The 25,974-nt window shown below is 66.4% G+C and carries 24 protein-coding genes and 1 other RNA gene; 5 read left to right on the top strand and 20 right to left on the bottom strand.

The genetic code is table 11. The annotated features are described in order from the left end of the window. Window positions 1–763: 763 nt before the first annotated feature. On the top strand, window positions 764–2,026 hold the full coding sequence (locus ACNHKD_RS04920; RefSeq protein ID WP_442754317.1) for an IS4 family transposase: 1,263 nt from the start codon (window positions 764–766) through the stop codon (window positions 2,024–2,026). Window positions 2,027–2,103: 77 nt separating this feature from the next. On the opposite strand, the gene ACNHKD_RS04925 is transcribed toward ACNHKD_RS04920, so the two are convergent. Continuing rightward, window positions 2,104–3,915 carry an ABC-F family ATP-binding cassette domain-containing protein gene (locus tag ACNHKD_RS04925; RefSeq protein WP_442755984.1) on the bottom strand — a complete coding sequence of 604 codons (1,812 nt, stop codon included), beginning with the start codon at window positions 3,913–3,915 and terminating at the stop codon, window positions 2,104–2,106. Window positions 3,916–4,049: 134 nt separating this feature from the next. On the opposite strand from ACNHKD_RS04925, the gene ACNHKD_RS04930 reads away from it, so the two are divergent. Further along, on the top strand, window positions 4,050–4,331 hold the full coding sequence (locus ACNHKD_RS04930) for a hypothetical protein (RefSeq protein WP_442755985.1): 282 nt from the start codon (window positions 4,050–4,052) through the stop codon (window positions 4,329–4,331). A gap of 91 nt (window positions 4,332–4,422) precedes the next feature. On the opposite strand, the gene ACNHKD_RS04935 is transcribed toward ACNHKD_RS04930, so the two are convergent. From ACNHKD_RS04935 to ACNHKD_RS04980, 10 genes are all read right to left on the bottom strand, one after another. Then, window positions 4,423–5,901 carry a hypothetical protein gene (locus ACNHKD_RS04935; RefSeq protein ID WP_442755986.1) on the bottom strand — a complete coding sequence of 493 codons (1,479 nt, stop codon included), beginning with the start codon at window positions 5,899–5,901 and terminating at the stop codon, window positions 4,423–4,425. Window positions 5,902–5,977: 76 nt separating this feature from the next. Next, window positions 5,978–7,576, bottom strand: coding sequence for a L,D-transpeptidase family protein (locus tag ACNHKD_RS04940; RefSeq protein ID WP_442755987.1), 1,599 nt, complete (start codon window positions 7,574–7,576; stop codon window positions 5,978–5,980). A gap of 525 nt (window positions 7,577–8,101) precedes the next feature. After that, entirely contained in the window at window positions 8,102–10,435 is a 2,334-nt protein-coding gene (locus ACNHKD_RS04945) for an ATP-dependent helicase (protein WP_442756841.1), read from the bottom strand. Between the two features lie 137 nt (window positions 10,436–10,572). Continuing rightward, window positions 10,573–10,821 carry a ribbon-helix-helix domain-containing protein gene (locus ACNHKD_RS04950; RefSeq protein ID WP_442755988.1) on the bottom strand — a complete coding sequence of 83 codons (249 nt, stop codon included), beginning with the start codon at window positions 10,819–10,821 and terminating at the stop codon, window positions 10,573–10,575. Beyond that, window positions 10,818–11,009, bottom strand: a complete 192-nt coding sequence (locus tag ACNHKD_RS04955; RefSeq protein ID WP_442755989.1) for a DUF4169 family protein — start codon at window positions 11,007–11,009, stop codon at window positions 10,818–10,820. Before ACNHKD_RS04955 ends, ACNHKD_RS04950 begins: the two co-directional genes overlap by 4 nt. Before the next feature lie 15 nt (window positions 11,010–11,024). Beyond that, window positions 11,025–11,633 carry an SspB family protein gene (locus ACNHKD_RS04960; protein ID WP_442755990.1) on the bottom strand — a complete coding sequence of 203 codons (609 nt, stop codon included), beginning with the start codon at window positions 11,631–11,633 and terminating at the stop codon, window positions 11,025–11,027. Window positions 11,634–11,683: 50 nt separating this feature from the next. After that, window positions 11,684–12,048, bottom strand: a transfer-messenger RNA (tmRNA) gene (gene ssrA, locus ACNHKD_RS04965). 354 nt (window positions 12,049–12,402) lie between these two features. Continuing rightward, window positions 12,403–12,651, bottom strand: coding sequence for a hypothetical protein (locus ACNHKD_RS04970; RefSeq protein ID WP_442755991.1), 249 nt, complete (start codon window positions 12,649–12,651; stop codon window positions 12,403–12,405). After that, the gene (gene pth, locus ACNHKD_RS04975) at window positions 12,648–13,256 is read right to left on the bottom strand and encodes an aminoacyl-tRNA hydrolase (protein ID WP_442755992.1); all 609 of its coding nucleotides are present in this window, start codon (window positions 13,254–13,256) and stop codon (window positions 12,648–12,650) included. The genes ACNHKD_RS04970 and pth overlap by 4 nt, the downstream gene beginning before the upstream one ends. Before the next feature lie 244 nt (window positions 13,257–13,500). After that, window positions 13,501–14,127, bottom strand: coding sequence for a 50S ribosomal protein L25/general stress protein Ctc (locus ACNHKD_RS04980; protein WP_442755993.1), 627 nt, complete (start codon window positions 14,125–14,127; stop codon window positions 13,501–13,503). A gap of 273 nt (window positions 14,128–14,400) precedes the next feature. Here ACNHKD_RS04980 and ACNHKD_RS04985 point away from each other — a divergent pair, with 273 nt between their 5' ends. From ACNHKD_RS04985 to ACNHKD_RS04995, 3 genes are all read left to right on the top strand, one after another. Next, a complete protein-coding gene (locus tag ACNHKD_RS04985; protein ID WP_442755994.1) occupies window positions 14,401–15,618 on the top strand; it encodes a beta-ketoacyl-[acyl-carrier-protein] synthase family protein in 1,218 nt (405 codons plus the stop codon). 380 nt (window positions 15,619–15,998) lie between these two features. Continuing rightward, on the top strand, window positions 15,999–17,294 hold the full coding sequence (murA, locus tag ACNHKD_RS04990) for a UDP-N-acetylglucosamine 1-carboxyvinyltransferase (protein ID WP_442755995.1): 1,296 nt from the start codon (window positions 15,999–16,001) through the stop codon (window positions 17,292–17,294). 183 nt (window positions 17,295–17,477) lie between these two features. Continuing rightward, window positions 17,478–18,245 carry a hypothetical protein gene (locus tag ACNHKD_RS04995; RefSeq protein WP_442755996.1) on the top strand — a complete coding sequence of 256 codons (768 nt, stop codon included), beginning with the start codon at window positions 17,478–17,480 and terminating at the stop codon, window positions 18,243–18,245. A 72-nt stretch (window positions 18,246–18,317) separates the two neighbouring features. On the opposite strand, the gene ACNHKD_RS05000 is transcribed toward ACNHKD_RS04995, so the two are convergent. From ACNHKD_RS05000 to ACNHKD_RS05040, 9 genes are all read right to left on the bottom strand, one after another. Continuing rightward, on the bottom strand, window positions 18,318–19,535 hold the full coding sequence (locus ACNHKD_RS05000; RefSeq protein WP_442755997.1) for an LL-diaminopimelate aminotransferase: 1,218 nt from the start codon (window positions 19,533–19,535) through the stop codon (window positions 18,318–18,320). Window positions 19,536–19,798: 263 nt separating this feature from the next. Continuing rightward, a complete protein-coding gene (locus tag ACNHKD_RS05005; protein WP_442755998.1) occupies window positions 19,799–20,116 on the bottom strand; it encodes a hypothetical protein in 318 nt (105 codons plus the stop codon). 102 nt (window positions 20,117–20,218) lie between these two features. Continuing rightward, the gene (gene hemH, locus ACNHKD_RS05010; RefSeq protein ID WP_442755999.1) at window positions 20,219–21,229 is read right to left on the bottom strand and encodes a ferrochelatase; all 1,011 of its coding nucleotides are present in this window, start codon (window positions 21,227–21,229) and stop codon (window positions 20,219–20,221) included. Between the two features lie 214 nt (window positions 21,230–21,443). Further along, the gene (locus ACNHKD_RS05015; RefSeq protein WP_442756000.1) at window positions 21,444–21,965 is read right to left on the bottom strand and encodes a chromate transporter; all 522 of its coding nucleotides are present in this window, start codon (window positions 21,963–21,965) and stop codon (window positions 21,444–21,446) included. Continuing rightward, complete coding sequence (locus ACNHKD_RS05020; RefSeq protein ID WP_442756001.1) at window positions 21,962–22,525, bottom strand: chromate transporter; 564 nt, start codon at window positions 22,523–22,525, stop codon at window positions 21,962–21,964. Before ACNHKD_RS05020 ends, ACNHKD_RS05015 begins: the two co-directional genes overlap by 4 nt. Further along, complete coding sequence (locus ACNHKD_RS05025; RefSeq protein ID WP_442756002.1) at window positions 22,518–23,435, bottom strand: hypothetical protein; 918 nt, start codon at window positions 23,433–23,435, stop codon at window positions 22,518–22,520. The genes ACNHKD_RS05020 and ACNHKD_RS05025 overlap by 8 nt, the downstream gene beginning before the upstream one ends. Before the next feature lie 87 nt (window positions 23,436–23,522). Further along, window positions 23,523–24,365, bottom strand: a complete 843-nt coding sequence (panB, locus tag ACNHKD_RS05030) for a 3-methyl-2-oxobutanoate hydroxymethyltransferase (RefSeq protein WP_442756003.1) — start codon at window positions 24,363–24,365, stop codon at window positions 23,523–23,525. A gap of 52 nt (window positions 24,366–24,417) precedes the next feature. Beyond that, on the bottom strand, window positions 24,418–24,555 hold the full coding sequence (locus ACNHKD_RS05035) for a hypothetical protein (protein ID WP_442756004.1): 138 nt from the start codon (window positions 24,553–24,555) through the stop codon (window positions 24,418–24,420). Between the two features lie 415 nt (window positions 24,556–24,970). Beyond that, the gene (locus ACNHKD_RS05040; protein WP_442756005.1) at window positions 24,971–25,816 is read right to left on the bottom strand and encodes a hypothetical protein; all 846 of its coding nucleotides are present in this window, start codon (window positions 25,814–25,816) and stop codon (window positions 24,971–24,973) included. Window positions 25,817–25,974 lie beyond the last annotated feature (158 nt).

Consider the following 25,974-nt stretch of genomic DNA (forward strand, 5'->3'; position numbering starts at 1 on the left):
TCCCGGACACGGTCTTTATGACGCGCACCTTTTCCCGACGGAGTGACCTCGCTCCCGGACACGATCCCTGACAGGACCGCTTCTTTCCCGCCTTGGCGTCGCCGCCTTAACGAGCGCGCGCTCGAGCGCCGCAGGCAATGTGATTCCTGCAGTCTTCCAATGCCGCCTTCCCTCAAGCGCGGGCTCCCTTTTCAGAAGCGACCGCGGCAGAGCGAGAGGGAACGTTAAGGCCCAGCTCTTTTCGCGTGATGGCTCACGCGCCCCCTGCCAATGGGGAGCCCGACCGACGACCCGCCCACGCCCGCCGAAAGGTCCCGGCGGACGCTTGACCGACCCCGCCGCGCCGCCGACCTTGACGACGCCCCTTAAGGTGACGAGGCGGGGCGAGGATATGGGCGGTTTGGCGGGTGGGGATAAGTTTTTGCGGGAGAAGGATACGCTGCGGCGTTGCGCTTCGCGTCCCTACACGCTGACATGATCGTAGCGGCGCCGCCCCCCACCCCTGCCCCTCCCCGCCACTCCGTGGGGGAGGAATGATGCGGCATCGTGCGGGCTACAAACCAGGCTACGCCGAGCTTGGGGGTAAGGCGACCTCCCTCCCCCCACGGAGTGGCCTACCGCATTCACACATCTTGGTTGCGTAGGGCCTGGGGGTCTGATTCCATTTGAAGGAATCGGAGGGACGGACGATGGACGGACGGACGCTGGGTCGCTTTGGCGACGCGCGACTGGAAAAAGGGGGGCCTTTCTGCTTTCCCGGCTGGTGGCGGAGGGCGGCGGGGGCATACGCATTCGTCGGCTCGGCGGCGACCGGGCTGGTGAGATCAGGATCACGCGCTTTCTTCGCAATCGGGCGGTGACCGGCGCGGAGATGTTCGCCACGGCGGCCGCGCGCGCGTCGGCGCGTTGCGCGGGGCGCGCGGTTCTGGCGATTCAGGACACGACGGTCGTCAAGTCCGGGGGCGGCGGCGGACTCTATCTGCATCCGACCCTCGTCGTCGACGCCGAGGACGGTTCGATCGTGGGTCTGGCGCACGCGCAGTTCCTCGAACGCGCGACGGGACGCAAGGCGGATCGGCGTCAGCGGCCGATCGAGGACAAGGAAAGCCGGCGCTGGCTGGAGGGCGCGGCGGCGGCGGCGAAAGTTTGCGCTTCGGCGCGCGAGGTCACGGTCGTGGCCGATCGCGAGAGCGATATTTATTCCGCCTTCGCGCGGCGCCCGCCGGGGGTTCACCTCCTCGTGCGCGCCGCGCAGGACCGCGCGCTGGAGGATGGCGAGCGGCTGTTTGCGCGCCTGGATGCGCTGGAGGAGGCCGGGCGGGCGACGCTGTCGCTTCCGGCCAGGCCCGGACGGCCGGCGCGCGAAGCGACGCTGGCCGTCCGGCATGGGCGCTTTGATCTCGCGCGGCCCAGGAACGGCGCGGCCAGGAACGATCCGTCGACGATCGCGGTCCATCTCGTCGACGTGCGCGAGATCGACCCGCCCCCAGGCGAAAACGTCCATTGGCGTCTGATCACGACGCGCCCCGTCGACGGCCTCGCGCAAGCGCTCGGGGTCGTCGATCTGTATCGACGCCGCTGGGCGATCGAGCAGTTGTTCCGCACGATGAAGACCGACGGCTTCGACATCGAGGCCGTGCGCATGGAAGACGACGCGCCGCGCCAGACCCTGGCGGCCGCGACGTTGATCGCGGCCGTGACGATCCAACAACTCGTCCACGCCCGAGACGGCGGCGACCCGCAACGTCTGCGCCCGCTCCTCGACGCCTTCGAGCCCAAGGACCAACCGCTGCTGGAAGCCTATTGCGCCACCCTCGAAGGCAAGACGCAGCGCCAGAAGAACCCGCATCCGCGAGGGTCCCTGGCCTATGCGTCCTGGGTGCTCGCCCGCCTCGGCGGCTGGACCGGCTATTACGGAAAACCCGGTCCCGTCGTCATGCTCGCCGGATGGCTCAAATTCCAGCACGGAAAATACGCCATCGCCCTCACCCAACCAACGCCGCCGCTAACCAACACAGATGTGTGAATCTGCTAGACGAAGTGGCGGGGAGGGATTGAGGGTGGGGGGCGGCGCCCCAACGACAATCCTGGAGACGGGAGGCGCTACCCAATCTCCTCCCGCTTGATCTCCAGCTCCAGCCACTCTTCCTCGGCCGCCGCCAGCTCGCTTTCCACGGCTGCGAACATCTCGCTCGCTTTCGCGAATTTCGCGGCGTCCTTGGCGTAAAGCCCGGGATCGTCCAGCAGCGCCTGCAATTTCGCGCGTTTCGTTTTCAACTCCTCCATCTTCGCGGGCAGCGTCGCCAAGGCGTGCTGCTCCTTGAAGGAGAGCTTCGCTTTCGCGGGTCCTCTCTCGGCGGGCTTTTCCTTTGCGGCCTTCTCCCTGGGCGCCTGCGAGGCGGCCGCGCCGCGCGCGTCGACGCCGCGCCCGCGTTGCGCGACCATGTCGCTATAGCCGCCGGCATATTCCACCCAGCGGCCCTCGCCCTCGCTCATCAGCACGCTCGTCGCGATGCGGTCGAGGAAGTCGCGGTCATGCGAGACGACGATCAGCGTGCCAGGATAGTCGGCGAGCATTTCTTCGAGCAGGTCGAGCGTTTCGAGATCGAGGTCGTTGGTCGGCTCGTCGAGCACGAGAAGGTTCGACGGCTTCGCCAAGGCGCGTGCGAGCATGAGACGGCCGCGCTCGCCGCCGGAGAGCTTGCCGATGGGCGTGCGCGCCTGTTCCGGCTTGAAGAGGAAATCCTTCATATAGCCGACGACGTGGCGCCGCTCTCCATTGATTTCGACCGTGTCCGAACCGCCGCCGGTGAGCGCGTCCTGCAAGGTGATCTCGGGCTTGAGGCTCGCGCGGCTCTGGTCGAGCGTCGCCATTTCGAGGCCGGCGCCGAGCTTCACTCTGCCGCTGTCGGGCGGCAGAACGCCCGTGAGCAGATTGACCAGCGTCGTCTTGCCGGCGCCATTGGCGCCCACAACGCCGAGCCGGTCGCCGCGCAGCACGCGGGTCGTGAAATTGTCGACGATGACGCGCGCGCCATAGCTCTTGCCGATGCGGAAGGCCTCGATGACGAGCTTGCCGGAAAGATTGGCCTCGCTCGCCTCGAGCTTCACCTCGCCCGTGGGCATGACGCGGTTCCTGCGCTCGGCGCGCAGCGAATGGAGGCCGGAAAGGCGCTTCATGTTGCGCTTGCGCCGGCCCGAGACGCCATGGCGCAGCCAATGCTCCTCATTGGCGATCTTGCGCTCGAGCTTGTGCGCCTGCTTCTCTTCCTCCTCCAGCTCCCGGTCGCGCCACGCTTCGAATTCCGCGAAGCCGCGCGAGAGATGCCTGGCGCGGCCGCGGTCGATCCAGACGGTTTCGCGCGTGAGATCCTGCAAGAACCGCCGGTCGTGGCTGATAATGACCATGGCCGAACGCAGGCTGGCGAGCTTCTCTTCGAGCCAGAGAATGGTCGGCAGGTCCAGATGGTTCGTCGGCTCGTCGAGGAGCAGAATGTCGGGCTCGGGCGCCAGAATGCGGGCGAGCGCCGCGCGGCGCGCCTCGCCGCCCGAGAGTTTTGACGGGTCCTCGTCGCCGGTGAGGCCAAGCTCCAGCAGCAGCGTGCGGGCGATATGCGGATCGTCGAGCGGCCCGAGTCCCGCGCCGACATAGGCGGCCGTGGTGGGGAAGCCGGAAAAGTCCGGCTCCTGCGGCAGATAGCGCAGCGACGTCCCCGGCTGGAAGAAGCGCTGGCCGGCGTCGGATTCGAGCTCCCCGGCGGCGATTCGCAGCAGCGTCGACTTGCCCGAGCCGTTGCGGCCCACAAGGGCGATGCGCGCGCCGGGCGCGACGGAAAGGTCGGCGCCCTCCAGAAGCGGCTTGCCGCCGAGGGTGAGCATGACGCCCTGAAGGGCGAGAAGAGGAGGGGGAGCCATCTGAGCTTATTCGCCAAAATTTCCGGAACCGCCGCTCTTTTCCATGGCTGCGACGATTTTGTCACCTCCCGAATCCCTCGTTCCGGGACAAAAAACTCTTTCAAAAAGTGTGAAATGGGGCCATTTCTAGGGGCATGACGGACTCTCAGGAAGACCAGCTGATCGAAGCGCTTCGGAAGGTGGACGCGCATGGCGACGTCGCGCCGCCCCATGTCCAGGATCCGATGACCATGGTCATCCGCCAGCGTGCGCTGATGGCCGACCTGATGCGCTGGGATGACAGAAGCGGCCGTTACGTCCTCACCGGGACCGGCCGCAGCCGCATCACCGCGCGCCATCGAACGCCGGCCGCCGTGCTGCGCTTCAAGCCTCGCGCCGAAACGGCGGGCGCCGCCAAGCGGCGAAACGCGGAATAGCCGAGGGCCCCTGCGCCTTCTGAAATCTGGAGCGCGGCTCGCGAAGAATGGGAGCCGGCTTCGCGCAAAGCGCGCTCTTACGCAGCGCGATCTAGGGCGCCTCCTGCCGCATCAGCAGGAGCTGGCCGCCCTGAACGATTTCCTCATCCTTTTTTCCCTCGCGCAAGAAACCCGCATGCGGTTGCACGGAAAGGAGGAAGGCGCGTTGCCTCGGTCCGCCGAGCAGCGGCGTCACATCGATAACGCCCGACGATTCCTCGTCCATCGAGAGCGCGCCCTTCTTCCCGAACAGCGCCGGATCGTGCTGGGCGAGCGCGACGAGCTCATTCTTCCTCGGATCGTACTGGTAAACGCGGGCGAGATAGGCGCCCTCGCCGGGGTCCTCCTGCAGCAGGACCTGCCCGTTCCGGGCGATGGCCATGTTGTCCAGCATGTGCTGGCCCTCGTCGCCCCTGAGAAGAATGCGGATCGTCCCGCCTTTCTCGGGCTGCGAGAAATCGTCGAAGTCCACGGCCCAGAGACGGCTCGGCGCGTCGAAGGCGGCGGTGGTGTTGAAGTAGAAGCGGTTGGGATCGAGCGTATCCCAGGCGCCGTCTTCGGGACGAAGGAACGCCGTGACGCCCTCCTGCTTTCTTCGCTTCTCGATCTCCTGCCCGGAAAGCGCGCTCGCGTCGCCGAGGTCGGCGAGCGTGAAACGGGCGGCTTTCTCGGGTCCCAGGGGTTCGAGATCGGCGCTTTCGCTTGGCATGCGCTCGATCTTGAGGCCGAAGAGCCGACCATGCGAAAGGCCCGCGCGCGCGACGGCGTCGCCCGCCGCCCGCTTCTCCCCGACGTAGAAATACACCTCCCCCTTCGGATGCGAGTCCTCCATCACGCCGACAATGGTTCGTCGGCCGCCGCGCGGATGCGCCAGCAGATTTTCGAAGGCCATGTTGCCGAGCCACGCAAGCTCATAGGACTTTCCCGCCTCCGGCCCCGTCACGAAATGCGCGAAGGGCCGTCCCTCCGGATCGTGCTCCTCGCCGCTCATGAAGATGCGGCCGTCATAGCCGAGCCCGCTCGCGGCGTCGTAAAAGGCCGTTCCGCCCGCAAGATCGGCCGAGCAGAGCTTGCCCAGGGGGGAGGCGAGCGGGACATAGCGCCCGCCCGCCGCGTCATATTCGAAAGCCTGCTCGATGAGGTCGCTGGCGCGCGTCACGCGCAGCGTCGCCTTGTCGATGACGAGCTTGCTGACGAAGGCGCCGGCGAAGCCATGGCGGCGGACCAGGCCCGCCTTGGGCGGCAGTTCGTGATCCATGAGCACGGTGATCGAGCCGTCGCCATTGTCGAAGGCGCCGAGCCCGTCCGGAACGCCGACCATGCGCCAGGGCGCGCCGTCGGGCTTTTCGCCGACGGGATCGCCGGCGGCGAGGAGAGAGACGAAGGAGACGCCAGGCGCGAGGGGCTGGAGATAGGGCAGGGTCGTCGTCGAGGGGCCGGTCGCGCCGCGCGTCGTCGTGTCTTCGGCGAGGGCGGTCGAGATGAAACCGATGAGGGCGGCGCAGAGGCCGCCAATAACTACGCGCCGCATGTCAGGCTCCGAACCGCGTCGGAACCTGTATTGTCGAGCGTTCTTGACGAATGATTGACGGGCGGGACTTCGCGGTTCAGCCCCCGAGCCCCAGCGCCCTCCGCACCCGCGCCGAGTAGCCGTAGAGATCCGGCCGCTGCGTCAGCCGCCCCATATCGTCGACATAGGCCGTGAAATAGACGATATGCACCGGCAGGGGCTTCGGCAGGCTGATATAGCGCTCGCTCGGGCCGACGAGCTTTTTCACGCGCTCCTCCGACCAGCCGCTGCCCGGGCCGAGCACGGCCGAGGCCAGCGCGAAGGGCTGATCGACGCGCATGCAGCCATGGCTGAAGGCGCGGTGCGACTGCGCGAAAAGGCCGCGCGACGGCGTGTCGTGCATATAGACGGCGTAATCGTTCGGGAAGACGAACTTCACGCGGCCCAGCGCGTTCTTCTCGCCCGGCGGCTGGCGCACCACCATCTGCCCGTTGCGATAGGAGACCTGATAGCCCGCGCCGACGCCGCCGTGCCACTCCTTCTGGATGATCGATTGCGGCACGTACCAGGACGGGTTGACGATGATCTCCCTCATGGCGTTGGAGAAGATCGGCGTCGGCGTCTCCACCTTGCCGACGATCACGCGCGCGCGATGCGCGACCATATTGTTGCGAATGACCGCCAGCTCGAAATCCGGAATGTTGACCTCGATGCGCTCGTCGCCCATGTCGCGCGGCAGCCAGCGCCAGCGCTCCATGTTCGCCAGGATTTCCGCCTCGAGCGCGGAGGTCGACGGGCCGCCCAGCGTCTCCATGCGGCGGCGCTTCGATTTCGCGGGCGGCATGGCGTCGGTCTGCGCCACGCCCTCCTCGGCGGCGGCGATGCGCTCATTGGCTTCCGGCAGGCCCGCGCGGCGCCCGCGCAATTCGGCGAGCTTCTCGCGCAATTGCTGGTAGCCGAAATGGGGCGGGTTGAAGTCCTGAAGCGTCTCGCCCGCGCGATAGCCGGCGCCCGCGACCTGCGCGACCGCTTCCGCCGGATCGGGGAGCCAGGTTTTCGCTCCGATGAGATGCGAGAGACGCTGCGGCTCCAGCCGCCCGCCGCGCGCCTGATTGGCGTAGGTCGCGACGGCCTCGGACAGGGCGAGTTCGTCGGCGACCGAGGGCGCGCCCGCATCGGCCGCGGGGATCGTCAGACCGCGCAGATCGAGCCCGTCTTCATTGGCCGCGCGCAGGCGGGAAACCGCGGAAGCGGCGCCCTCCCGCCAGCCATTGGCGTCGGTCCAGAAGGGCTCGAATTTGCGCGCGACATAGGCCGCCGCGATCCTGGCGCGCATCGCGCGGCGCGGCGCGTTGCGGGCGACGTCGGGCGCGTTGGTCCAATCCTCCAGCGCCAGGGCGAGGGCGCGCTGGTTCTCGGGCAGCACATTCCAGGCCAGGTCGAGTTCGTCCGGCGCGGCGGGCTCCACGCGCAGATGCTCGGCCGTGACGGCGACGATCGGGGGCGCCTCCGGGGCTGTCAGCGCGTCGATCGGCCGGGCGGCCGGCGCCTTGGCGAGGCCGGTCAGCGCGACGGAGGCGGGGGGCGCGAAAAGATCGGCGCGGCGCGGTTCGGCTTTCGCCGGCGCAGCCGCGAGCGCCGCCGTCAGCGCGGCGGCGGAAAGGGAGAATCGGGCAAGAATGTTGCGGGCCTGCATGGCTGCCTCGCACGAAACCGGGATACGGCGCGGATTCGTAAACCAAAACGGTTAAGGATATTGGCGGGGCGTCGCCGTGCGCCGCGCCAAGTTCTGACACAATATCTAGCGCGCGAAAGTCAGGCTGTGAATCAGCGCACATGACGAAGGCGTGGGCTTTTGTCGCAAAAAGCGACGCTGTGGCGTGGGGGCAACATGCGGGATGGCGGGGTTTAGACGTCGCCCGGGGGAACCATCATGGCCGGGCTCGTCCCGGCCATCCACGCCGGGCCGCGGCGCGACCGAGGCGGCGCGATAAAAGCCATTTTCGTCGTTCGGCGCGGACGCCCGCGACGGGCGCGGGCATGACGCGGGGAGAGGTCGGGTGGGATGAAGCCCCATCAATGTAATGCGGCGCAAACCCCACCCGGCGGTCTTCGACCGCCGACCTCCCCGTAAAGGGGAGGTATTTGGCGGCCAACCGCCGAGATGGTTGTTCACCCGATCGCCTTGAACAAATGACCTATCGCTCTTGACGTGCTTAAATCACCCCGCCTCCAAAAAGCTCTCCAGCACCATCTTCCGCCCGGCCTTGTCGAAATCCACCGTGCATTTATTGCCGTCGACCGCCGCCACCGTGCCGGGGCCGAATTTCGTGTGGAAGACGCGCGTCCCCGCGCCGTAGCGCGAGCCGGTGGATGAGCGCGCGATGACTTCGCCTTCGATGGTCAGCGGCTGCTTCGAACGAGAGGGCCGCGAAGCGGGTTCGCTTTTCGCCGCCTGCGCGCGCTTCCAGCCGGGCGTCGAGTAGCTGGAGCCGTATGTGTCGAGATTGGCGAAGCGCGACACTGCGTAGCCGCCATATTGCGAGGCGCTCGGCGCCTCCACCACCTCGACATGCGCCGGCGGCAGATTGTCGACGAAGCGCGAGGGGACGGTCGGCTGCCAGAGGCCCCGAATGCGGCGGTTGCTCGCGAAGAATATCTTCGCGCGGCGCTTGGCGCGAGTGATGCCGACATAAGCGAGGCGGCGTTCTTCTTCGAGCCCCGCGCGGCCCTGCTCGTCGAGCGAGCGCTGATGCGGAAAGAGTCCTTCCTCCCAGCCGGGCAGATAGACGGTCTCGAATTCGAGACCCTTCGCCGCGTGCAGCGTCATCACCGAGACGCGCTCCTGCTCCTTCGACTCATCCGCCTCCATCACCAGCGAGACATGCTCAAGAAAGGCGGCGAGGTCGGGGAACTCCTCCATCGCGCGCACCAGCTCTTTGAGGTTTTCGAGGCGCCCGGCCGCTTCGGGCGTCTTGTCGTCGCGCCACATCTGCGTATAGCCGGATTCGTCCAGCACCATTTCAGCGAGTTCGTGCTGCGGCTTCGAGTCGATCAGAGAGCGCCAGCGATCGAAGTCGGCGATGAGGCTTTTCAGCGCGCCGCGCGGCTTCGGCTTCAGCTCTTCGGTTTCAGTGAGAAAGCGCGCCGCCTGCATCAGCGGAATGCGCTCGCGGCGGCCATATTCGTGCAGCAATTGCACCGTCGCGTCGCCAAGGCCGCGCTTCGGCGTATTGACGATGCGCTCGAAGGCGAGATCGTCCGCGGGCTGCGCGACACAGCGCAGATAAGCGAGCGCGTCGCGGATTTCAGCGCGCTCATAGAAACGCGGACCGCCAATGATGCGGTAGGGCAGGCCGATCTCCACGAAGCGCTCCTCGAATTCGCGCATCTGGAACGACGCGCGCACGAGGATGGCGATCTCTTCGAGCGAATGGCCCTTGCGCTGCAATTGCTCGATGTCCTCGCCGATGACGCGCGCTTCCTCCTGGCTGTCCCACACGCCGGTGAGCGTCGGCTTCTCGCCGTCCTCGCCGTCGGTGAAGAGCGTCTTGCCGAGGCGGCCTTCATTATGGGCGATGAGATGCGACGCGGCGGCGAGGATGTGGCCTGTCGAGCGGTAATTGCGCTCCAGCCGCACGATCTTCGCGCCGGGAAAATCCTGCTCGAAGCGCAGAATGTTCTCGACCTCCGCGCCGCGCCAGCCATAGACGCTCTGATCGTCGTCGCCCACGCAGCAGACATTTCGGCGCCCTTGCGAGATCAGGCGCAGCCAGAGATATTGCGCGATGTTGGTGTCCTGATATTCGTCGACGAGAATATATTTGAAGCGATTATTGTAGTCCGCGAGAACGTCGGGGTTCTCGCGAAAGAGGCGCAGCGTTTCGAGAAGCAGGTCGCCGAAATCGACCGCATTGAGGATCTTGAGGCGCTCCTGATACAGCGCGTAGAGCGCGGCCCCCTTGCCATTGGCGAAGCTCTCCGCTTCGCCGGCCGGAACCTGGTTCGGCATGAGGCCCCTGTTCTTCCAGCCGTCGATGCGTTGCGCCAGCGCGCGCGCGGGCCAGCGCTTGTCGTCGATATTCTCGGCCTGCAAGACTTGCTTGAGCAGGCGGATCTGATCGTCCGTGTCGAGGATGGTGAAGTTGGGCTTCAGCCCGACAAGCTCGGCGTGGCGCCGCAGAATCTTCGCGCTGATGGCGTGGAAAGTGCCGAGCCACTGCATGGCCTGCGCGCCTTCGCCGACCAGCGCCTCGATGCGCTCGCGCATTTCGCGCGCGGCCTTGTTGGTGAAGGTGACGGCGAGGATCTCATAGGCGCGCGCCTTGCCCAGCGCGAGGATATGCGCGATGCGCGTCGTGAGCGCGCGCGTCTTGCCCGTGCCGGCGCCAGCGAGCACCAGAACCGGCCCGTCCAGCGTCTCGACCGCCGCGCGCTGCTCCGGGTTCAGCCCGTCGACATAGCGCGGCCGCTGCGCCGCGGCGGCGGCCCGCGCGGCGAGCCCGCCCTCCTGCGGCGCGTAATCGTCAAAACTGGACAAGGGGTTGCTCCTCATGATTCCGCCGGCCAGCATATAGGAGAACGGAACGCGAATCACGAATTCGCGTCTGGCAAGGCTGGAGAGTTCTTCACGACGCGCGCGCCTCACCCTCCCCTCGAGGGGCGGGTGGCGCCGCGCCTGCGATCCGGCGGCTACTTTTGACCGCTCGCCCTCTCCAGCACAAACACCCTCAGCGCCGAGGATAAATTCGCCTCGCCGCGCCCGGCGTCGACCCGCGCCACGAGCGCGGCGAGCGAAACCCCGTCCACCGCCGCGATCTCTTTGAGCGCGCGCCAGAAGGGCTCTTCCAGCGAGACGCTGGTGCGGTGGCCGGCGATGACGATGGAATGTTTGACGACGCGAACGGACCGCGCGCCTGAAGGCGCGTGGCCCGCGGTCACGCTTTTTCCTCCGAATTTTCACGCCGGTGCGCGTCGAGCCGGCGGGCGTCGAGGCGCTTCTGCGCCTCGGCCAACTTACGTTCGGCCTTTGTGCGCCCGAAGGCGATGCGGTTCGCCTGCGCCGTCTCGTCCTTTGCCCGGCGCTCGCGGTCTTTGCGGGCGCGGCGCAGATTGACGACCTCGCCCATGGCGGCGCGCTCCGGTCAGGTCTTTTTGCGGAAGGCGTCGATGGAGACGACCTTGGCGTCGTCGCCTTCGCCTTCGGCGGCGTCGGAGGCCCTCGCCTCGGCTTTCTTCTCGGCCTTCTCGGCGACGGATTTTTTAGCTTCCGCCCTGGCGGCGGCCGGCTTTGCGGGCGCCGGCGCGGGAGGCGCCTCGGCCGCCTCATCCACCGCCCGCAGGTTCGGGCGCGCGGGCGGCGCCTCTTCTTCCTCCTCCTCCAGCTCGTCCAACTCCGAGGTCTCGAAGCGCAGGCCGAATTCGACCGACGGATCGTAGAAGCCGGTGATGGCGGCGAAGGGGATGTAGAGATTTTCGGGGATCGAGCGGAAGGACAGCGTCACCCCGAAACCTTCCTCGTCCACGACGAGGTTCGAGAACTGGTGCTGCAGGATGATGGTCAGCTCCTGCGGCCATTGCTCGGCCAGCCGGCGCGACATTCTCACGCCCGGCGCGTCGGTGCGGAAGCTGATGGTGAAATGATGGTCGCCGGGGAGATAGCCGCTGACGGCCACGTCTCCCAAAACCTTGCGCACCACGCCGCGCATCGCGTCCTGAACGAGAAGATCGTAACGAATAAGGTCGGTCGCCATGCGCTCATCCCTGGCGCAAACACTGCCGGAAAGGCCGCGCCGAAAATGAAAGTGGAGGCTTCTGTTGCCAGGCGCCTCCGAGCCCCGCCTAGAAGTGCTAACCCCTAGGGCTTGATTCCCAGTACCAGCGCTGCATTACGCAGCGACGGCCACCGGAGCATAGTTGTCGTTGGCAACTATAAGGTTTGACCCGATAACGGCGGTATCATGCCGAGCGAAAAAGCACCCTTTACGCCCCCGTCGATCCTATTTCGCCCCCGCCGCAGCCCGCCCAAGACTTTGCTTTAACGGGCTCCGGTGGAGGCGCCGGGTACCGCCCCCGGGTCCGGATGGTTTATTGCGGTGTTCGTTTATCGCCATAGCTGGACGAACCAGCAGAGCGAATATAGGGGCTCCGACAATTTTACGGAAGGGGCGCATGTTACAGGCGCGTGAATAAGGGAAACGGCCGGGGGGCGGGTGGAAGGGATCGTTTACGAATCTGAAAAACTCGTGGACCCCCTGCCGGAAAAGCAAAAGGACGTTGCGCCATTCAGCTTGTAGACAAACGTCCGAGGCGGCCTCGTCCTTCGAGACGCGAGCTTCGCTCGCTCCTCAGGATGAGGCCTAAGTGTTTGGCTTTGGAAGAAAAAGCCCTCATGCTGAGGAGTCTGCGTAGCAGGCGTCTCGACGCAGGAGGGCGTCAGCCGGCTTTGTAAGCGGGCTAGCGTCCGATGGATCGGAGCGTCGCGCGCTGGGGCTGAGCGACCGCGGCGAACGGGGTTTTAGCTCACTGTTTCGGATTCAGGCAGGCGGGCTCCGCCGGCAGGCAGGCGATGCCGGCCATGGAGCAGTCGGGGCCGTCGGCGCCCCGCACGCAAACAATGCAGCCGTCGGTCCATTGGGCGCAATCGGGGTGATCGTCGCCGAAAGCGGGGACGGGTTTTTGCGTGGCGTGGGATGCGGGGTTTGGCGGCGCCGGCGCCTCGGCCGAGGCGGCGCTGGCGAAAAAGATCAGCAGCGCCGCGAGCCGGATCATTCCTTTTCACCCACCCGCTTCACGGCGCCGAAGCCCTTGGCCTCCAAGGCGAGATGCAGCTTGTTCTGGAGCCCGGCGTCGTCACCCTTCACGAGCAGGGCGGCGTTGTCGGCGAGGGCGTCGCATAGCGCCTCGACCCAGGGCTCCTCGCTCCTGGCGAAATCGTTGAGGACATAGCCATGCACCAGCGACTTGTCGCCCGGATGGCCGATTCCCATCCGGACGCGCTTATAGTCGTTGCCGACATGGGCGGTGATGGAGCGCAGGCCGTTATGTCCCGCGACGCCGCCGCCGACCTTGATGCGGCATTTGGCCGGCGCGAGGTCGAGCTCGTCGTGGAAGACGACGATGTCGCTTAACGGGATCTTGTGGAAGCGCGCGGCCTCGCCCACCGAGCGGCCGCTTTCGTTCATGTAGGTCTGCGGCTCGAGCAGCAGCACCTTCTCGCCGCCGATATTGCCCTCGCTCGCCAGGCCCTGAAAGCGCGCGCGGGCGGTCGCGAAGCCGTGACGCCGGGCGATCGCCTCAACGGCCATGAAGCCGATATTGTGCCGGTTCCTTGCGTATTGGCGGCCGGGATTGCCGAGGCCGACGAAGAGCAGCATGGGGGCGTCCCGTGCGAGCCTCCCCTCCCGCATGCAGGAGACGGGCGGGCCGCTGTTGATGACGCCCCTCGCGCTTCGAGACGCCTGCCGCGCAGGCTCCTCAGCATGAGGGGCTTCTTCATCCGCGTCATAAGAGAGGCCTCATCCTGAGGAGCGAGCGAAGCTCGCGTCTCGAAGGACGAGGCCGTCTTGGGGGATTTTCGAGCAAACCGGCCTTCCCCCGCAAGCGGGGGAAGGAGGTTCCTTACTTCTTGCCCTTGGCCGGGGCCGCCGCGGCGGCGGCCGGGGCCGCTTCTTCGCCGCCGCCGGCCGGCGGGGCGAGGCTCGCCACCGTGAAGTTCTTGTCCGGATTGGTCGGCTTGCAGCCCTCCGGCAGCGGAATCTGCGAGATATGCAGCGAGTCGTTGAAGTCCATGCCGGCGAGATCGGCGGTGACGGCCTCCGGGATGGCGTCGGCCGGCACGTACATCTCCACCGTATGGTAGACGATGTTGAGCGAGCCGCCGCGCTTGAGGCCGGGTGACTGCTCCTGATTGATGAAGTGGACCGGGACGTTCACCTTGAGGCGCGAGCCGGGCTTCAGGCGGAGGAAGTCGACATGGAGCGGGAAGTCGCGCACAACGTCGAGCTGGTAGTCGCGCGGAATGGCGCGCTCCTTCTTGCCGTCGATCTCGAGCTCGAAGATCGTCGTGAGGAAGTGGCCCGCGAAGATCAACTGCGTCGTGACCTTCTTGTCGAGCGAAATCGGCGTGGGCGCTTCGCCGCCGCCATAGAGCACTGCTGGAATACGGCCCTCACGGCGAACGCTGCGGGCGGCCCCCTTGCCGGTCCCGCTGCGCACCGTGGCCGCGAGCGTCTTCATCTCGGCCATTGTCGGTGTCCTTTTGAAAAAGAAAAAGCGCCGCTCGCCTCCAGGGGTGTCGGAAACGCAGGCGCTGGGCGGGAGCTTATAGGGGAGGGGGCCAAAAGAGGCAAGGCGGCGCGGCGTCGCGACCCGTCGCCGCATTTCACAGCGGAGTCTTGTCTCTTTATAGTCGCGACGCCTGTAAGGGTTGCGCTCCGCCTGCTCTTGCGTCAGGCAGACGGGCGCGCATGCGAATCTTATGCGGGACGCCATGCTTAAGCTCAAGGAGATCAATCCGTTATGACGACAGAACAGAATCGCCGCCGGGTCGTCGTGACGGGAATGGGCGCGGTCTCCGCGGCGGGCGTCGGCGCGGGGCCGCTCTGGGCGGCGGCGAAAGGCGGCGTTTCCTGCATCCGCCCGCTCAAGCTCGCGCGCCCCTATCCCGGCCGCATCAAGATCGCGGCGCAGGTCCCGGATTTCGATCCCGCCGCCCATATCGAGGCCGAGCTGCTCCCCTATTGCGACGAGTTCACCCAATATGCCGTCGTCGCCGCCGACGAGGCGCTGAAACAGGCCGGTTTTTCGGGCAAGGAGGCCGGCGGGCCCCGCACGGCGGTCGTCATCGGCACCGGCATTGGCGGCGCCCATACGATCGACGACAATTGCTATCGCGAATATGCGGAGGGCATCAAGCCGGACACGCTGACCGTGCCGCGCCTCATCCCCAGCGCCGCGCCGACGACGCTGGGCATGCGCTACGGCGCCAAGGGGCCGACCTTCGCGCTCGCCTCCGCCTGCTCCTCGGCGTCGCAGGCGATCGGCGAAGCCTTCGAAATGTTGCGCGCGGGCCGCGCCGACCGCGCCATTGCGGGCGGCACGGAAGCCTGCGTGATCAACGGCTCCATGCGCGGCTGGGAGGCGCTGCGCGTGCTGACCCCCGATTTGTGCCGGCCCTTCTCGGCGAAGCGCAACGGCATGACCATTGGCGAGGGCGCCGCCGTCTTCATGCTGGAGACGCTGGAAGCGGCGCAGGCGCGCGGCGCGACGCCGCTCTGTGAGCTTGCCGGCTATGGAACGACGAGCGATGCTTTCGACCCGCTGCGCGCCGACGTCGAAGGCCCGGCGCGCTGCATGCGCATGGCGCTGGAAAGCGCAGGGCTCGACCCCCAGGACGTCGATTATCTCAACGCCCACGGCACGGCGACCTACGCCAACGACATGACCGAATCGGAAGCCATGCGCGCCGTCTTCGGCGACGCGCCCCCGCCGGTCTCCTCGACCAAGCCCATCCATGGCCATGCGCTCGGCGCCTCGGGCGGGCTGGAGCTTGTCGTCACCGTCAGCGCGCTCCGGGAGCAGATCGCGCCGCCGACGATCAATTTCCTCGGACCCGACCCCAAATGCCCTGTCGACGCGATCCCGAACGAGGCGCGCCAAATGCCGATCCGCGTGGCGATGTCCAACTCCTTCGCCTTCGGCGGCATCAATGCGACGCTGGTGGCGAAGGCGTTCTGATCAGACGGGGTCTGCGCCGGAGAGCGATTCGCCGGCTCGTTGGCTGAAGCGGTCTTTTCCCGGACGGCCGATCGATTCGCCTCTCGCTGGCGTTAGAAACGTGCAGCGCAGGGGGCGCTCGCTCCCCCGCGCTTGTCACCCCTGCCGCAAAGGCCTAGGAAGGCCATGGCTTTCCATCATGGTTGATGAGCGATGACGGAAGAAGGCAAGGAGCCGGGCTCCGCCCCAAAAGGGGCGGAATCAGGGGAAAAAGCTGGCAAGGCCGGAGCCAGGAAGAACGCCGCCGCGCTTTCCGCGGCGCTCCGGGCCAATTTGGCGCGCCGCAAGGCTCGAGAACGGGCGTTGCGGACATCCGCGCAAAAGAGCGACAGCGAGGGATAATGGACAGGATCAAAATCGTCGGCGGCGCGCCCCTGAACGGCGTCATTCCCATTTCCGGCGCCAAGAACGCCGCCCTGCCGCTGATGATCGCCTCGCTCCTCACCAAGGAGACGCTGACGCTCGAAAACATGCCGCTGCTCGCCGACGTCACCCAGCTCGAGCGGATACTGGGCAATCACGGGGTTGATTTCACGATTTCCGGCAAGCGCAAGGGCGACACGGAAAACGCCGGCCGCACCGTGCATTTCACCGCCCGCGAGATCGTCGACACCACCGCGCCCTATGAGCTCGTTTCGCGCATGCGCGCGAGCTTCTGGGTCTTCGCGCCGCTTCTCGCCCGCATGGGCGAATGCCGCGTGTCGCTGCCGGGCGGCTGCGCCATCGGCACGCGCCCAGTCGATCTTCTGCTGACGGCCCTGCAACGGCTCGGCGCCAGGATCGAGATCGAGAACGGCTATGTCGTCGGCTCCGTCAAGGACGGGCTGGTCGGCGGCGAGATTGATTTCGAGAAGGTCACGGTCGGCGGCACCCACACTGCGCTGATGGCGGCGACGCTCGCGCGCGGGACGACCGTCATCCGCAACGCGGCGCGCGAGCCCGAAATCGTCGACCTCGCCGATTGCCTGACCAAGATGGGCGCGAAGATCTCCGGCGCGGGCGGGTCCACCATCGAAATCGAGGGCGTGACCTCGCTCTCCGGCGCGCGCCACGCCGTGATGCCGGATCGCATCGAGGCGGGCACCTACGCCATGGCGGTGGCGATGACGGGCGGCGACGTGCTGCTCGCCGGCGCCCGCGCCGACAGCCTCCAGGCGGCGCTCGACGTGCTGGCGCAATCCGGCGCGAAAGTCACGGAAACCAATGAGGGCCTGCGCGTCTATCGCAACGGCGCCGGCATCGCGCCGGTCGACGTGGAGACCGCGCCTTTCCCAGCCTTTCCGACCGACCTCCAGGCGCAGTTCATGGCGCTGATGACGCGCGCGGGAGGAACGTCGCGCATTCGCGAGACGATCTTCGAGAACCGCTTCATGCATGTTCAGGAGCTCGCGCGGCTCGGCGCCCATATCAAGCTCGAAGGGGACACGGCGATCGTCACCGGCTCCGACCATCTCGAAGGCGCGCCGGTGATGGCGACCGACCTTCGCGCCTCGGTGTCGCTCGTCATCGCGGCGCTCGCCGCGCGCGGCGAGACGACGATCAACCGCGTCTATCACCTCGATCGCGGCTTCGAGCGTCTGGAGAAGAAGCTCTCCGGCTGCGGCGCGCAGATCGAGCGTGTGAGCGGGCACGCTTAATTCGCGGACCAAGCCGCAACCTTGGCTGCAAGTTAGGCAATGCAGCCATGTTGGGGCCTCGCCGCCAGCAAGATTGATCTTCACTTCGGCGCCATTTGGCGCCAAGCTTTAGCGGTAAATTTTTCGCCAAAGGAATTTCGCCAAAGGAATTTCGCCAAAGGAATTTCGCCAAAGGAATTCGCCATGACTCTTTACGCTTGGGCGACGCCAGCTTTCGTACGTGGAGCGCCTGTCGACCACACCTGGGTGACGACTTACGACAATGGGGCGAACCCGCTCCCAAACATCCAGGCGGTCATCGCCGCGAAAGAAGACTTCTGGTTTTGCTGGGGAAGCTTTCACGCGCAAGGCCGCGGGCTCGGATCCGCCAATGGCGACCTTAACCTCGCCAGATGCCTTGTCGCGTCGAATGCCGACTGCGCTAATGTCTACGCAGCGCGCGGGACTATATTCACCTATGGCGTCGATGGCGTGTGCCATCAGCTCGCCAATCAGGTGCTTTACGCGACAGGCCCAGGCGGCGGCCCGCTGACTGTCGCGGGGGCGCGAGGCTACGGGGCCAGCGTCGCGATCTACGGAACTTATGGGCTCCAGCAAGCAGCATGGCTGAGCAAGATTGCCGGATGCACCGGCGCTGGTCATCCGCTAACAACCGGACCAGGAATGCCCCCGACTCCAACAACCCCGCCCGATGAGTTCGCCGCGCAAGTCGGCCAGGTGCTCGGCGCCAAGCTCGACGTGGCGTCGCAACTGCTGCATCTGCGCGCGCAATTCCAGGCGTCGGCTGCGTCTCAGGCGCATACGTTGGTCGCGCCGACCGTCGATGAACTCAATGCGCGCAACCAAAGCTTTTTGGATGAGGCGGCGAAGTTGCTGACGGACGACGAGTATTTCAGGATTTTCGGCATTCAGCGGGGTGAGAAGATCAATCTCGTTCTTCCGCAGCCTTGATCGCCTTACGACAGGTCCCGTAATTTTCTGAACGCGTAATCCGGAGGCGCGTCCGGATTGCGCGCGTGATCTTTATCCCCGCACCGCCAGCGGCACGACATTGTGCAATTGCTGGTCCGCCGAGTCGAAGAAGCGGCGCAGATTTCGCGCGGCCTGGCGGATGCGCTGCTCGTTCTCGACGAGCGCGAGGCGCACGAAGCCTTCGCCATGTTCGCCGAAGCCTTCGCCCGGCGCGACGGCGACGTCGGCCTTCTCGATCAGAAGCTTCGCGAATTCGAGCGTGGACATGTTGCGGAAGCGCTCCGGCGCGGGCGCCCAGGCGAACATCGAGGCGGAGGGCGCCGGGATCGGCCAGCCGGCCTGAGCGAAGCTCTCCACCATCACGTCGCGACGCTTCCTGTAGATGGCGCGCATCTCCCTCACGCAATCGTCGGGACCGTTGAGCGCGGCCGTCGCCGCCACCTGGATCGGCGTGAAGGCGCCGTAGTCGAGATAGGATTTCACGCGGCCGAGCGCCGCGCAGAGGCGCTCATTGCCGACCGCGAAGCCGATGCGCCAGCCCGCCATGGAGAAGGTCTTCGACATGGAGGTGAACTCCACCGTTACGTCCATCGCGCCCGGCGCCTGCAGCACGGAGGGCGGCGGATCGTCGTCGAAGAAGACTTCGGCGTAAGCGAGATCGGAGAGGATGAAAATGTCGTGCTTCTTCGCGAAGGCGACGAGGTCCTTGTAGAAATCGAGCGAGGCGACCTCGGCCGTCGGGTTCGACGGATAGCAGACGATCACCGCGATCGGCTTGGGGATCGAATGGATCATCGCGCGTTCGAGCGCCGAGAAATAGTCGGGCGTCGGCGTGGAGGGAACGGAGCGGATGACGCCGCCCGCCATCAGAAAGCCGAAGGCGTGGATTGGGTAGGAGGGATTCGGCACCAGCACCACGTCGCCGGGCGCCGTGATCGCCTGCGCCATATTGGCGAAGCCCTCCTTTGAGCCCAGCGTCGCGACGACCTGGGTCTCCGGGTCGAGCTTCACGCCGAAGCGGCGGGCGTAATAGCCGGCCTGGGCGCGGCGCAGGCCGGCGATGCCCTTCGAGGCCGAATAGCGGTCGGTCCGCGGGCGCCCGGCGGTTTCGACGAGCTTCTCGACGACGTGCCTGGGGGCGGGCAGGTCGGGATTGCCCATGCCCATGTCGATAATGTCGGCGCCCGCCGCGCGGGCTTTGGCCTTCAGGCGGTTCACCTGTTCGAAGACATAAGGGGGCAGGCGCTTGATGCGATAAAAATCCGACATTGCTCGACCGGTTTCGATTTCAGAGAAGCGCGATTCTAGACCCTTGGCGCGGCTTCGCCAAATGGGCGAGGGCGATTCATGCAGGCGCGGAATAATGCGGGATTCGGGCGGACTCCCCTCGTGCTTCGAAACGCCCTTCGGGCGCCTTGGCGTGACGGGTTCCTGTTCTTGCGTCACACACTCAGCCTCGTCCTGCATTCGCAGGAGCGAGCTTCGCGCGCGTCTCGAAGGATGAGGCCGCCGCCGGCTTGTCCGGCCCCGGCTTAATTCGGCGACTTCACCCGCGCCGCGCGCCGCTTGTTCTCCGCCGCCGCCTTGTCCAGCGCCGCGCCAGCGGCCTGAAGCTCGGCGGCGCTCTTTTTGTGGTCGGACTGAGGCGTCGGGGCGAGGGGCACGTAGTCCAGCCGCTCGGGGCGGGACTCGCGCACGAAATCCGGGGCCGCCGGGACGGGCTTGCGCAGGCCCAGCGCGTCGAAAAGGCCGCCAATGGCCCGGCCGCCGGTCGGGGGCGCCTCCTGCGCGAGGGCGGGGGCGGCGAGCGCGAAGGCGGCGGCGATCAGAGCGAGGCGGAAAGTCTGCATGGGCCTATCGAAGCCGCGAACTTTGGCGCGAGCAAGGAGGCTTAAGCAAGGGTCTCCCCCTTTACCCGTTTCATGTCGTTTCACGGGGGAGCGGGAATGCGCTCAAACCCAGCCGGCCAACTCCCGCCGCGCGAGCGTCTCGATGAGCGCCATTCCTTCCGCGCTGTCGTTGAGGCAGGGCAGGCGCGCGAATTTCTCGCCGCCCTTCTCCAGAAACAGGTCGCGGATTTGGGCGCCCAGCTCCTCGATCGTCTCCAGGCAATCGGCCGAGAAGCCCGGCGCGACGACGGCGAGGCGCTTGACGCCCGCCGTCGCAAGTTGGCTCGCCACGTCGCTCGTATAGGGGCCGATCCATTTCGCCGGCCCGAAGCGCGACTGGAAGGAGAGGCGGAGCTTCTCTTCCGGCATGCCGAGCGCCTCGCGCAGCAGCCGCCACGTCGCCTCGCAATGGGTCCGGTAGGGATCGCCCCGATCGACCTGCAATTGCGGCAGGCCGTGGAAGGAGGCGAGCACGACTTCCGGCTCGAAGTCGAGCGCGGCGAGCTCGCGTTTAATGCTCGCCGCCAGCGCCGCGATATAGGCGGGCTCGTCATAATAGGGCGCCCCGATGCGCAAGGCCGGCTGTTTGCGCATGCGTTTCAATGCGGCGAAGGCGTCGTCGGCGGCGGAGGCGCTGGTCGAGGCTGCGTATTGCGGATAGAGCGGCGACAGCGCGATGCGCTCGCAGCCTTTCGCCATCAGCGCGTCGATTTGCGAGGAGATGGAGGGCGAGCCGTAGCGCAGGGCGTAATCGACGATGACGGGCGCCTTGCCGTCGAGGCCGGCGGCCCAAAGGGCGAGCTTTTCGGCCTGAAGGCGCGTGATCGTCTTCAGCGGGCCTTCGCCAATGTCGTGGTTCCAGATCGATTCATAGGCGTGCGCTGTCTTCTTCGGCCGCGTATTCAGGACGATCCCGTACAGCGCCGGCAGCCAGACAAAGCGCGGCAGGTCGACGACGCGCGGGTCGGAGAGGAATTGCGCGAGATAGCGCCGCACGGAAGCGACGTCCGGGGCGTCGGGCGTGCCGAGATTGATAATAAGGAGTCCGACGGGGGTCTCTGAGGAGGCGGTCATATGGCGAAATCGTTCGGGCGCGCCTCCTCTCCCCGTTCTTGCGGGGAGAGGGCTGGGGTGAGGGGCAAGGTCGCAGCGTGCTGGTTGACGTTTCATCGAGGAGCCGCCACGCCGTCCATTCGCATGGCGGCCTTGCCCCTCACCCTTACCCTCTCCCCGCGAGCGGGGCGAGGGAAAAACCCCGGATTTTTGCGCTGAAAAGCCGCTCAAAAGCTCAGCGAAACAGGAAGGCCCCCGCGACGCCCGCGAGCGCCATGAGCGGCAGCGGGTTCATGTGAGTGGCCGTCAGGATCGCGAAGACCGAGAACGCGATGGCGGCGCCGGTCCATCCGGTCACGGCCGCCTTGGCGATGGCGACGACGCCGGCGAGCAGCAGGCCGATCGAGACCGCGTTCAGCGCCCGCTGGATGGAGGCGCGCCAGGGCCAGCCGGCGAGACGCTCCCAGACGCGGCCGACCCAGAGCGTCAGCAGCGCCGTTGGCAGGAAGAAGGCGAGCGTCGCCACGAGCGCGCCCGTCGGCCCGGCGACCCATTCGCCAATGCCGGCGATCATCATCATATTCGGCCCCGGCGCCATCTGGCCGAGGCTGTACAGGCGCACGAGCTGATCCGCCGTCAGCCAGTGATAGATGCTGACGGTCATCGTCTTCATCTCGGGATACGCCGCCATACCGCCCCCGATCGTGAGGAGCGACAGATAGGCGAAGACCCCGGCGAGACCGACCATCTGCTTCATTCTCTGTCCTTCCTCGGACGAAACCAGAAGGCCGCGACCGGCGCGACCGTGAAGAGGGCGAGCAGCACCGACTCGTGCAACAGCGTGACGAAGGCGAGCGTCGCCGCCGCGAAAAAGACGTCCGGCGGCTTACTGATGGTTTTTCGCGCGAGCGCGACGGTCACATAGAGCACCATGCCGACCGCCGCCGCAGAGACTCCGTGGAGCGCCGCATTGACGATGGGAAAGTCCCGATGCGTCGAGCCGTACGCGGCCGCGGCCGCGACCATGATGAGCCCGCCGGGCAGGCAGATGCCGACCAGCGCCGCCGCCGCTCCCGCTGCGCCGCGCAGCCGGTCGCCGACGAGGATCGCCATGTTCGAGGCGTTGAGGCCCGGCAATGACTGGCAGATGGAGAGAAGCTCGACAAAGGTTTCGTCGTCGAGCCATTTGAGCGAGCCGACGAGGCTCGAGCGCAGATAGCCGACCACGCCGCCCCCGAGGCTTGTCGCTCCGATCGTGAGAAAGGCAAGGAAGATTCTCGCGACCGAAACGTTCGGGATGCCGGGCGCGTCACTCATGGCTTTGCGGCGGGGCGCCCTTCAGGCGATAGACCGCGCCGGTCTTGGTCGTGCCGAGGCTGATCCAGTCCTGCGCCTCGTGCTGAAGCAGCTTGAAGAATTCGTCGCATTTCAGAAGCGCCCTGGCGCTCAGATCCTCGCGGCGCTGGAATTTGCACTGGAAGGAGAATTCGCCGACGAGCTGGTGCTGGTCGCCGCGCGTGCGCCAGACCGCGACATTGCTTTCCGCCTCGAATCCCTTGCCGAAATCCAGCGCGCCGAGCTTTTGCAGCACCTCTTCCACCGCCGTGCGGTTCACCAGTTCGAGGCGTTCGTTTTCATTCGCCATCAGCGGGCGCAGGATGGGGAAAACCTCGACGAGCGTTTCGTGCGTCGTGAGATCGCTGCTGAAGGTCAGCGGGTCCAGCTTGAATTCGACATTGTGGGAATAGAGCGAGCGAAGGCCGCCGATGCGGTCCTTTCGCGGCAGCCATTCCTCCTTGAACTTGACGCGATACATGCCGGGAATGCTCGGCCGCACGTCGAGCTGCGACGCCGTGTCGAGATCGGGATGACGGAACTTGAAGACGATCTCCGGCTCGCCGGCGGGAAAGCCGTCCTCATAGGCCGTGCGGCGGCGCAGGATGAAGGCGTTGTTGTAGAGCTTGAACTCCTTGGTGTCGAGGAAGAGCACTTCGCGGATTTGCGGGCGCAGACCCTCATAGCGGTCGGTCTCGAAATCGACGCGCGCGGCCTTGGCCGCCTTGCGGACGAACTTTTCGAATTCGCGGAAGCTCTGGACGGAGGTGAAGCGCAGGCCGTTCAAAATGACCTTGGCTTCTAGGTAGTGGACTTCGTCGAGCGGGTGGCCGTCGGCGTAGAAGCGTTCTTCAGACGCCCCCGTCACTGGATTGGAATGATGGTTGGTCAATGACGAATCCCCTCGATCCAGGACGGTCCCGCCGTAAGGGAAGCGGCGGCGCGTCGCGGATTTTGTCCCATTGGCGCGCCATTTTGGTCAAGCGCGTCCCGGTGTGAACCCGGCGCGGCCGCGCAGCCATGTCTCGAAAGCGGCGCGCTCGTCGTCGACCATATGAAAACTGTGCTCGGGTCCCGGAAAGGCGCCCGCTCGAACATCCGCCGCATAGGCCGAGATCGCGCCGCTCAGCGCCGCGCCGAGCTGACCATAGCGCCTGTTGTGCTTGAAATCCCGGGTCGTCACGCCCGCGAGGTCGTTGACGACGAGCACTTGCCCGTCCGTCTCCGGCCCCGCGCCGATGCCGATGGTCGCCGATCTGATCGCGCGCGTGATGCGCCCGGCGAGTTCCTGCGGCACGAGTTCGAGGACGAGAAATTTCTGGCCCGCCGCGTCGGCGGCCAGCGCGTCGTCATAGAGTTTCGCGGCTGCCGCGGCGGTCTTGCCCTGCCGGCGCTTGACGTCCTGATGCTGCGATTCGAGGCCCAGATGGCCGCAGACGTCATAACCTTCGGCGGCGAGCGCCGCCACGAGGCCGGGCTGCGCGCCTTCGAACTTCACGCAATCGGCGCCGGCGTCGCGCAATGCGCGCGAGCTGGCGAGCGCCATTTCCGGCGTGTCGTAGGTCGCGTAGGGCAGGTCGCCGACGATGTAAATCTCGGGCGCCCCGCGCCGAACGGCGGCGATGTGATGCGCCATGTCGGCGAGCGTCACCTCGCGCTCATGCGCATAGCCGAGAATGTTCACGCCGACGCTGTCGCCGACGAGGATGATGTCGACGCCCGCTTCCGCCTCGATGCGCGCGGTGGGCGCGTCATAGGCGGTGACGACGACGATCTTCTCGCCGCGGCGTTTCTTTTCGAGGAAGAGGTCGGCTTTCGACATGCGAGGCTCCCGCTGCGTCATAACGCGCGGCTGTCTCTAAATCGCGACGAAATCAGCGCGGGCTCGCGTCCTTGCAGGCGTGGGGCTGGCCGGGAACGCGAATCTCCTGAAAGCCCCCGCATTTGTCGCAGGCGGAGAGCGTCAGCGCGCCGGTAATGACCAAGAGGCAAAGACTGATTTTGCGGCGCATTCCATCCTCCGCGGCAAGCGCCGCGGAACATACGCGCAGGAACGGGGCGGGGCAAGGACGGCCGGGTTTGACCGCAGGGCGATCGGGTGAAAGATAGTCTTGGACGACTGGCGCCCAATACCTCCCCTTTACGGGGAGGTCGGCGGTCGAAGACCGCCGGGCAGGGTTCGCGCCGCCATAATAGCGTTCGCGCCGCCATAATAGCGGTTGGGCTTAACCCCACCCGGCCCTGCTTTGCAGGCGACAAAACCCGACTTGCACAAAACAAGAATGTCGATCTCGGGCAGGCCCGAGATCGCGGCTCGCGTCTCGAAGGGCGAGGCCGCCTTGGGAAGTTTGTCAACAAACTGGCGCGCCTGAAGGCGCGCGGTCCGGAGGCGCTTTCTCGGGCCACGCGCCTTCCGGGACCGGCCGGTCAGGGGCCGTCGGGAAAGATGACGAAGAGCTTTCCGCCCTCCGGGCACCGGTCGATCGGCTGCGGCCGGTCCGCCGGATATTTGAAGTCGCCCGAAGTCGACATGGGGAAGAAATAGGCCTGCTGGTTCGCCGGGTAGGCGCCGCCGACATTTATCGAAACGCCATAGGGAAAGACCGGCGGAATCCCGCAATTGAGCGGATAGCGGGCGCCGCTGTCGGCGCGCGGTCCGCGGCAACTGAAGGTCGTCTCGTTTGGGCAGAAAAGCTGTACCGGCACATTGTAGGAGGCGCCGCCGCTCTCGCGGCAAGCGTCCGCCGCCCATTTGGCGTTGGTGCAGCCTTCCGGGACGACGCTGATGTCGTACCAGACACAGCTGCGCATCAGCGAGACGTCGTTGGGCCTGACGCAGCCCGTCTGTCCTGTGAAATTCGTCTCGATGATCGTCAGGCCGTCCTGCTGGGCCGCGAAACAATTCGGCGTCTTGCCGGGCGGCAGGGGATTCTCCGTCGCGCAGAAGCGTGACGCTCCCGCGCTGACCGGCACGGAGACGGTGCAGGTCTGGCCCGGGGGAAGGACAACCTGCCCCTCGGCCAGATTTGCGCCGGGGGGCAGGACGACCTGTCCGCTGACGTGACGGCAATCCGGCGACCAGGAGAAAGGCGCCGGCCTGCCGGGCTGGGGCGAGAAGCCGAGATAAAGCGTGCGCGCGCTGCGATTGATGAAGCTGACGAGGGTGGCGTCCATCGTGCCGCCGCCCACATTCTGCGCGCAAGCGGGCAGGGCGGCGAAGCTGGACAGCGCCAGAACAAAGGCGACGGCCCTTCGAAAAAGCTTGAGCTTCATCCGACCTCTCCCCGCTTGCAATGGTTCATGGTTGCAACCAATGGGTTGGGGGTCAATGCGCGCGTCGTCGCAGACCGCGGGACTTACGCCCTTGCATCTTCGCCAAACCTGCGTATAAGGCGCGGATCGCGAGGTTCCCGGCCGGGGGCTGAACGGAA

Source organism: Methylocystis sp. JAN1, from assembly GCF_052186135.1.
Taxonomy (GTDB): domain Bacteria; phylum Pseudomonadota; class Alphaproteobacteria; order Rhizobiales; family Beijerinckiaceae; genus Methylocystis.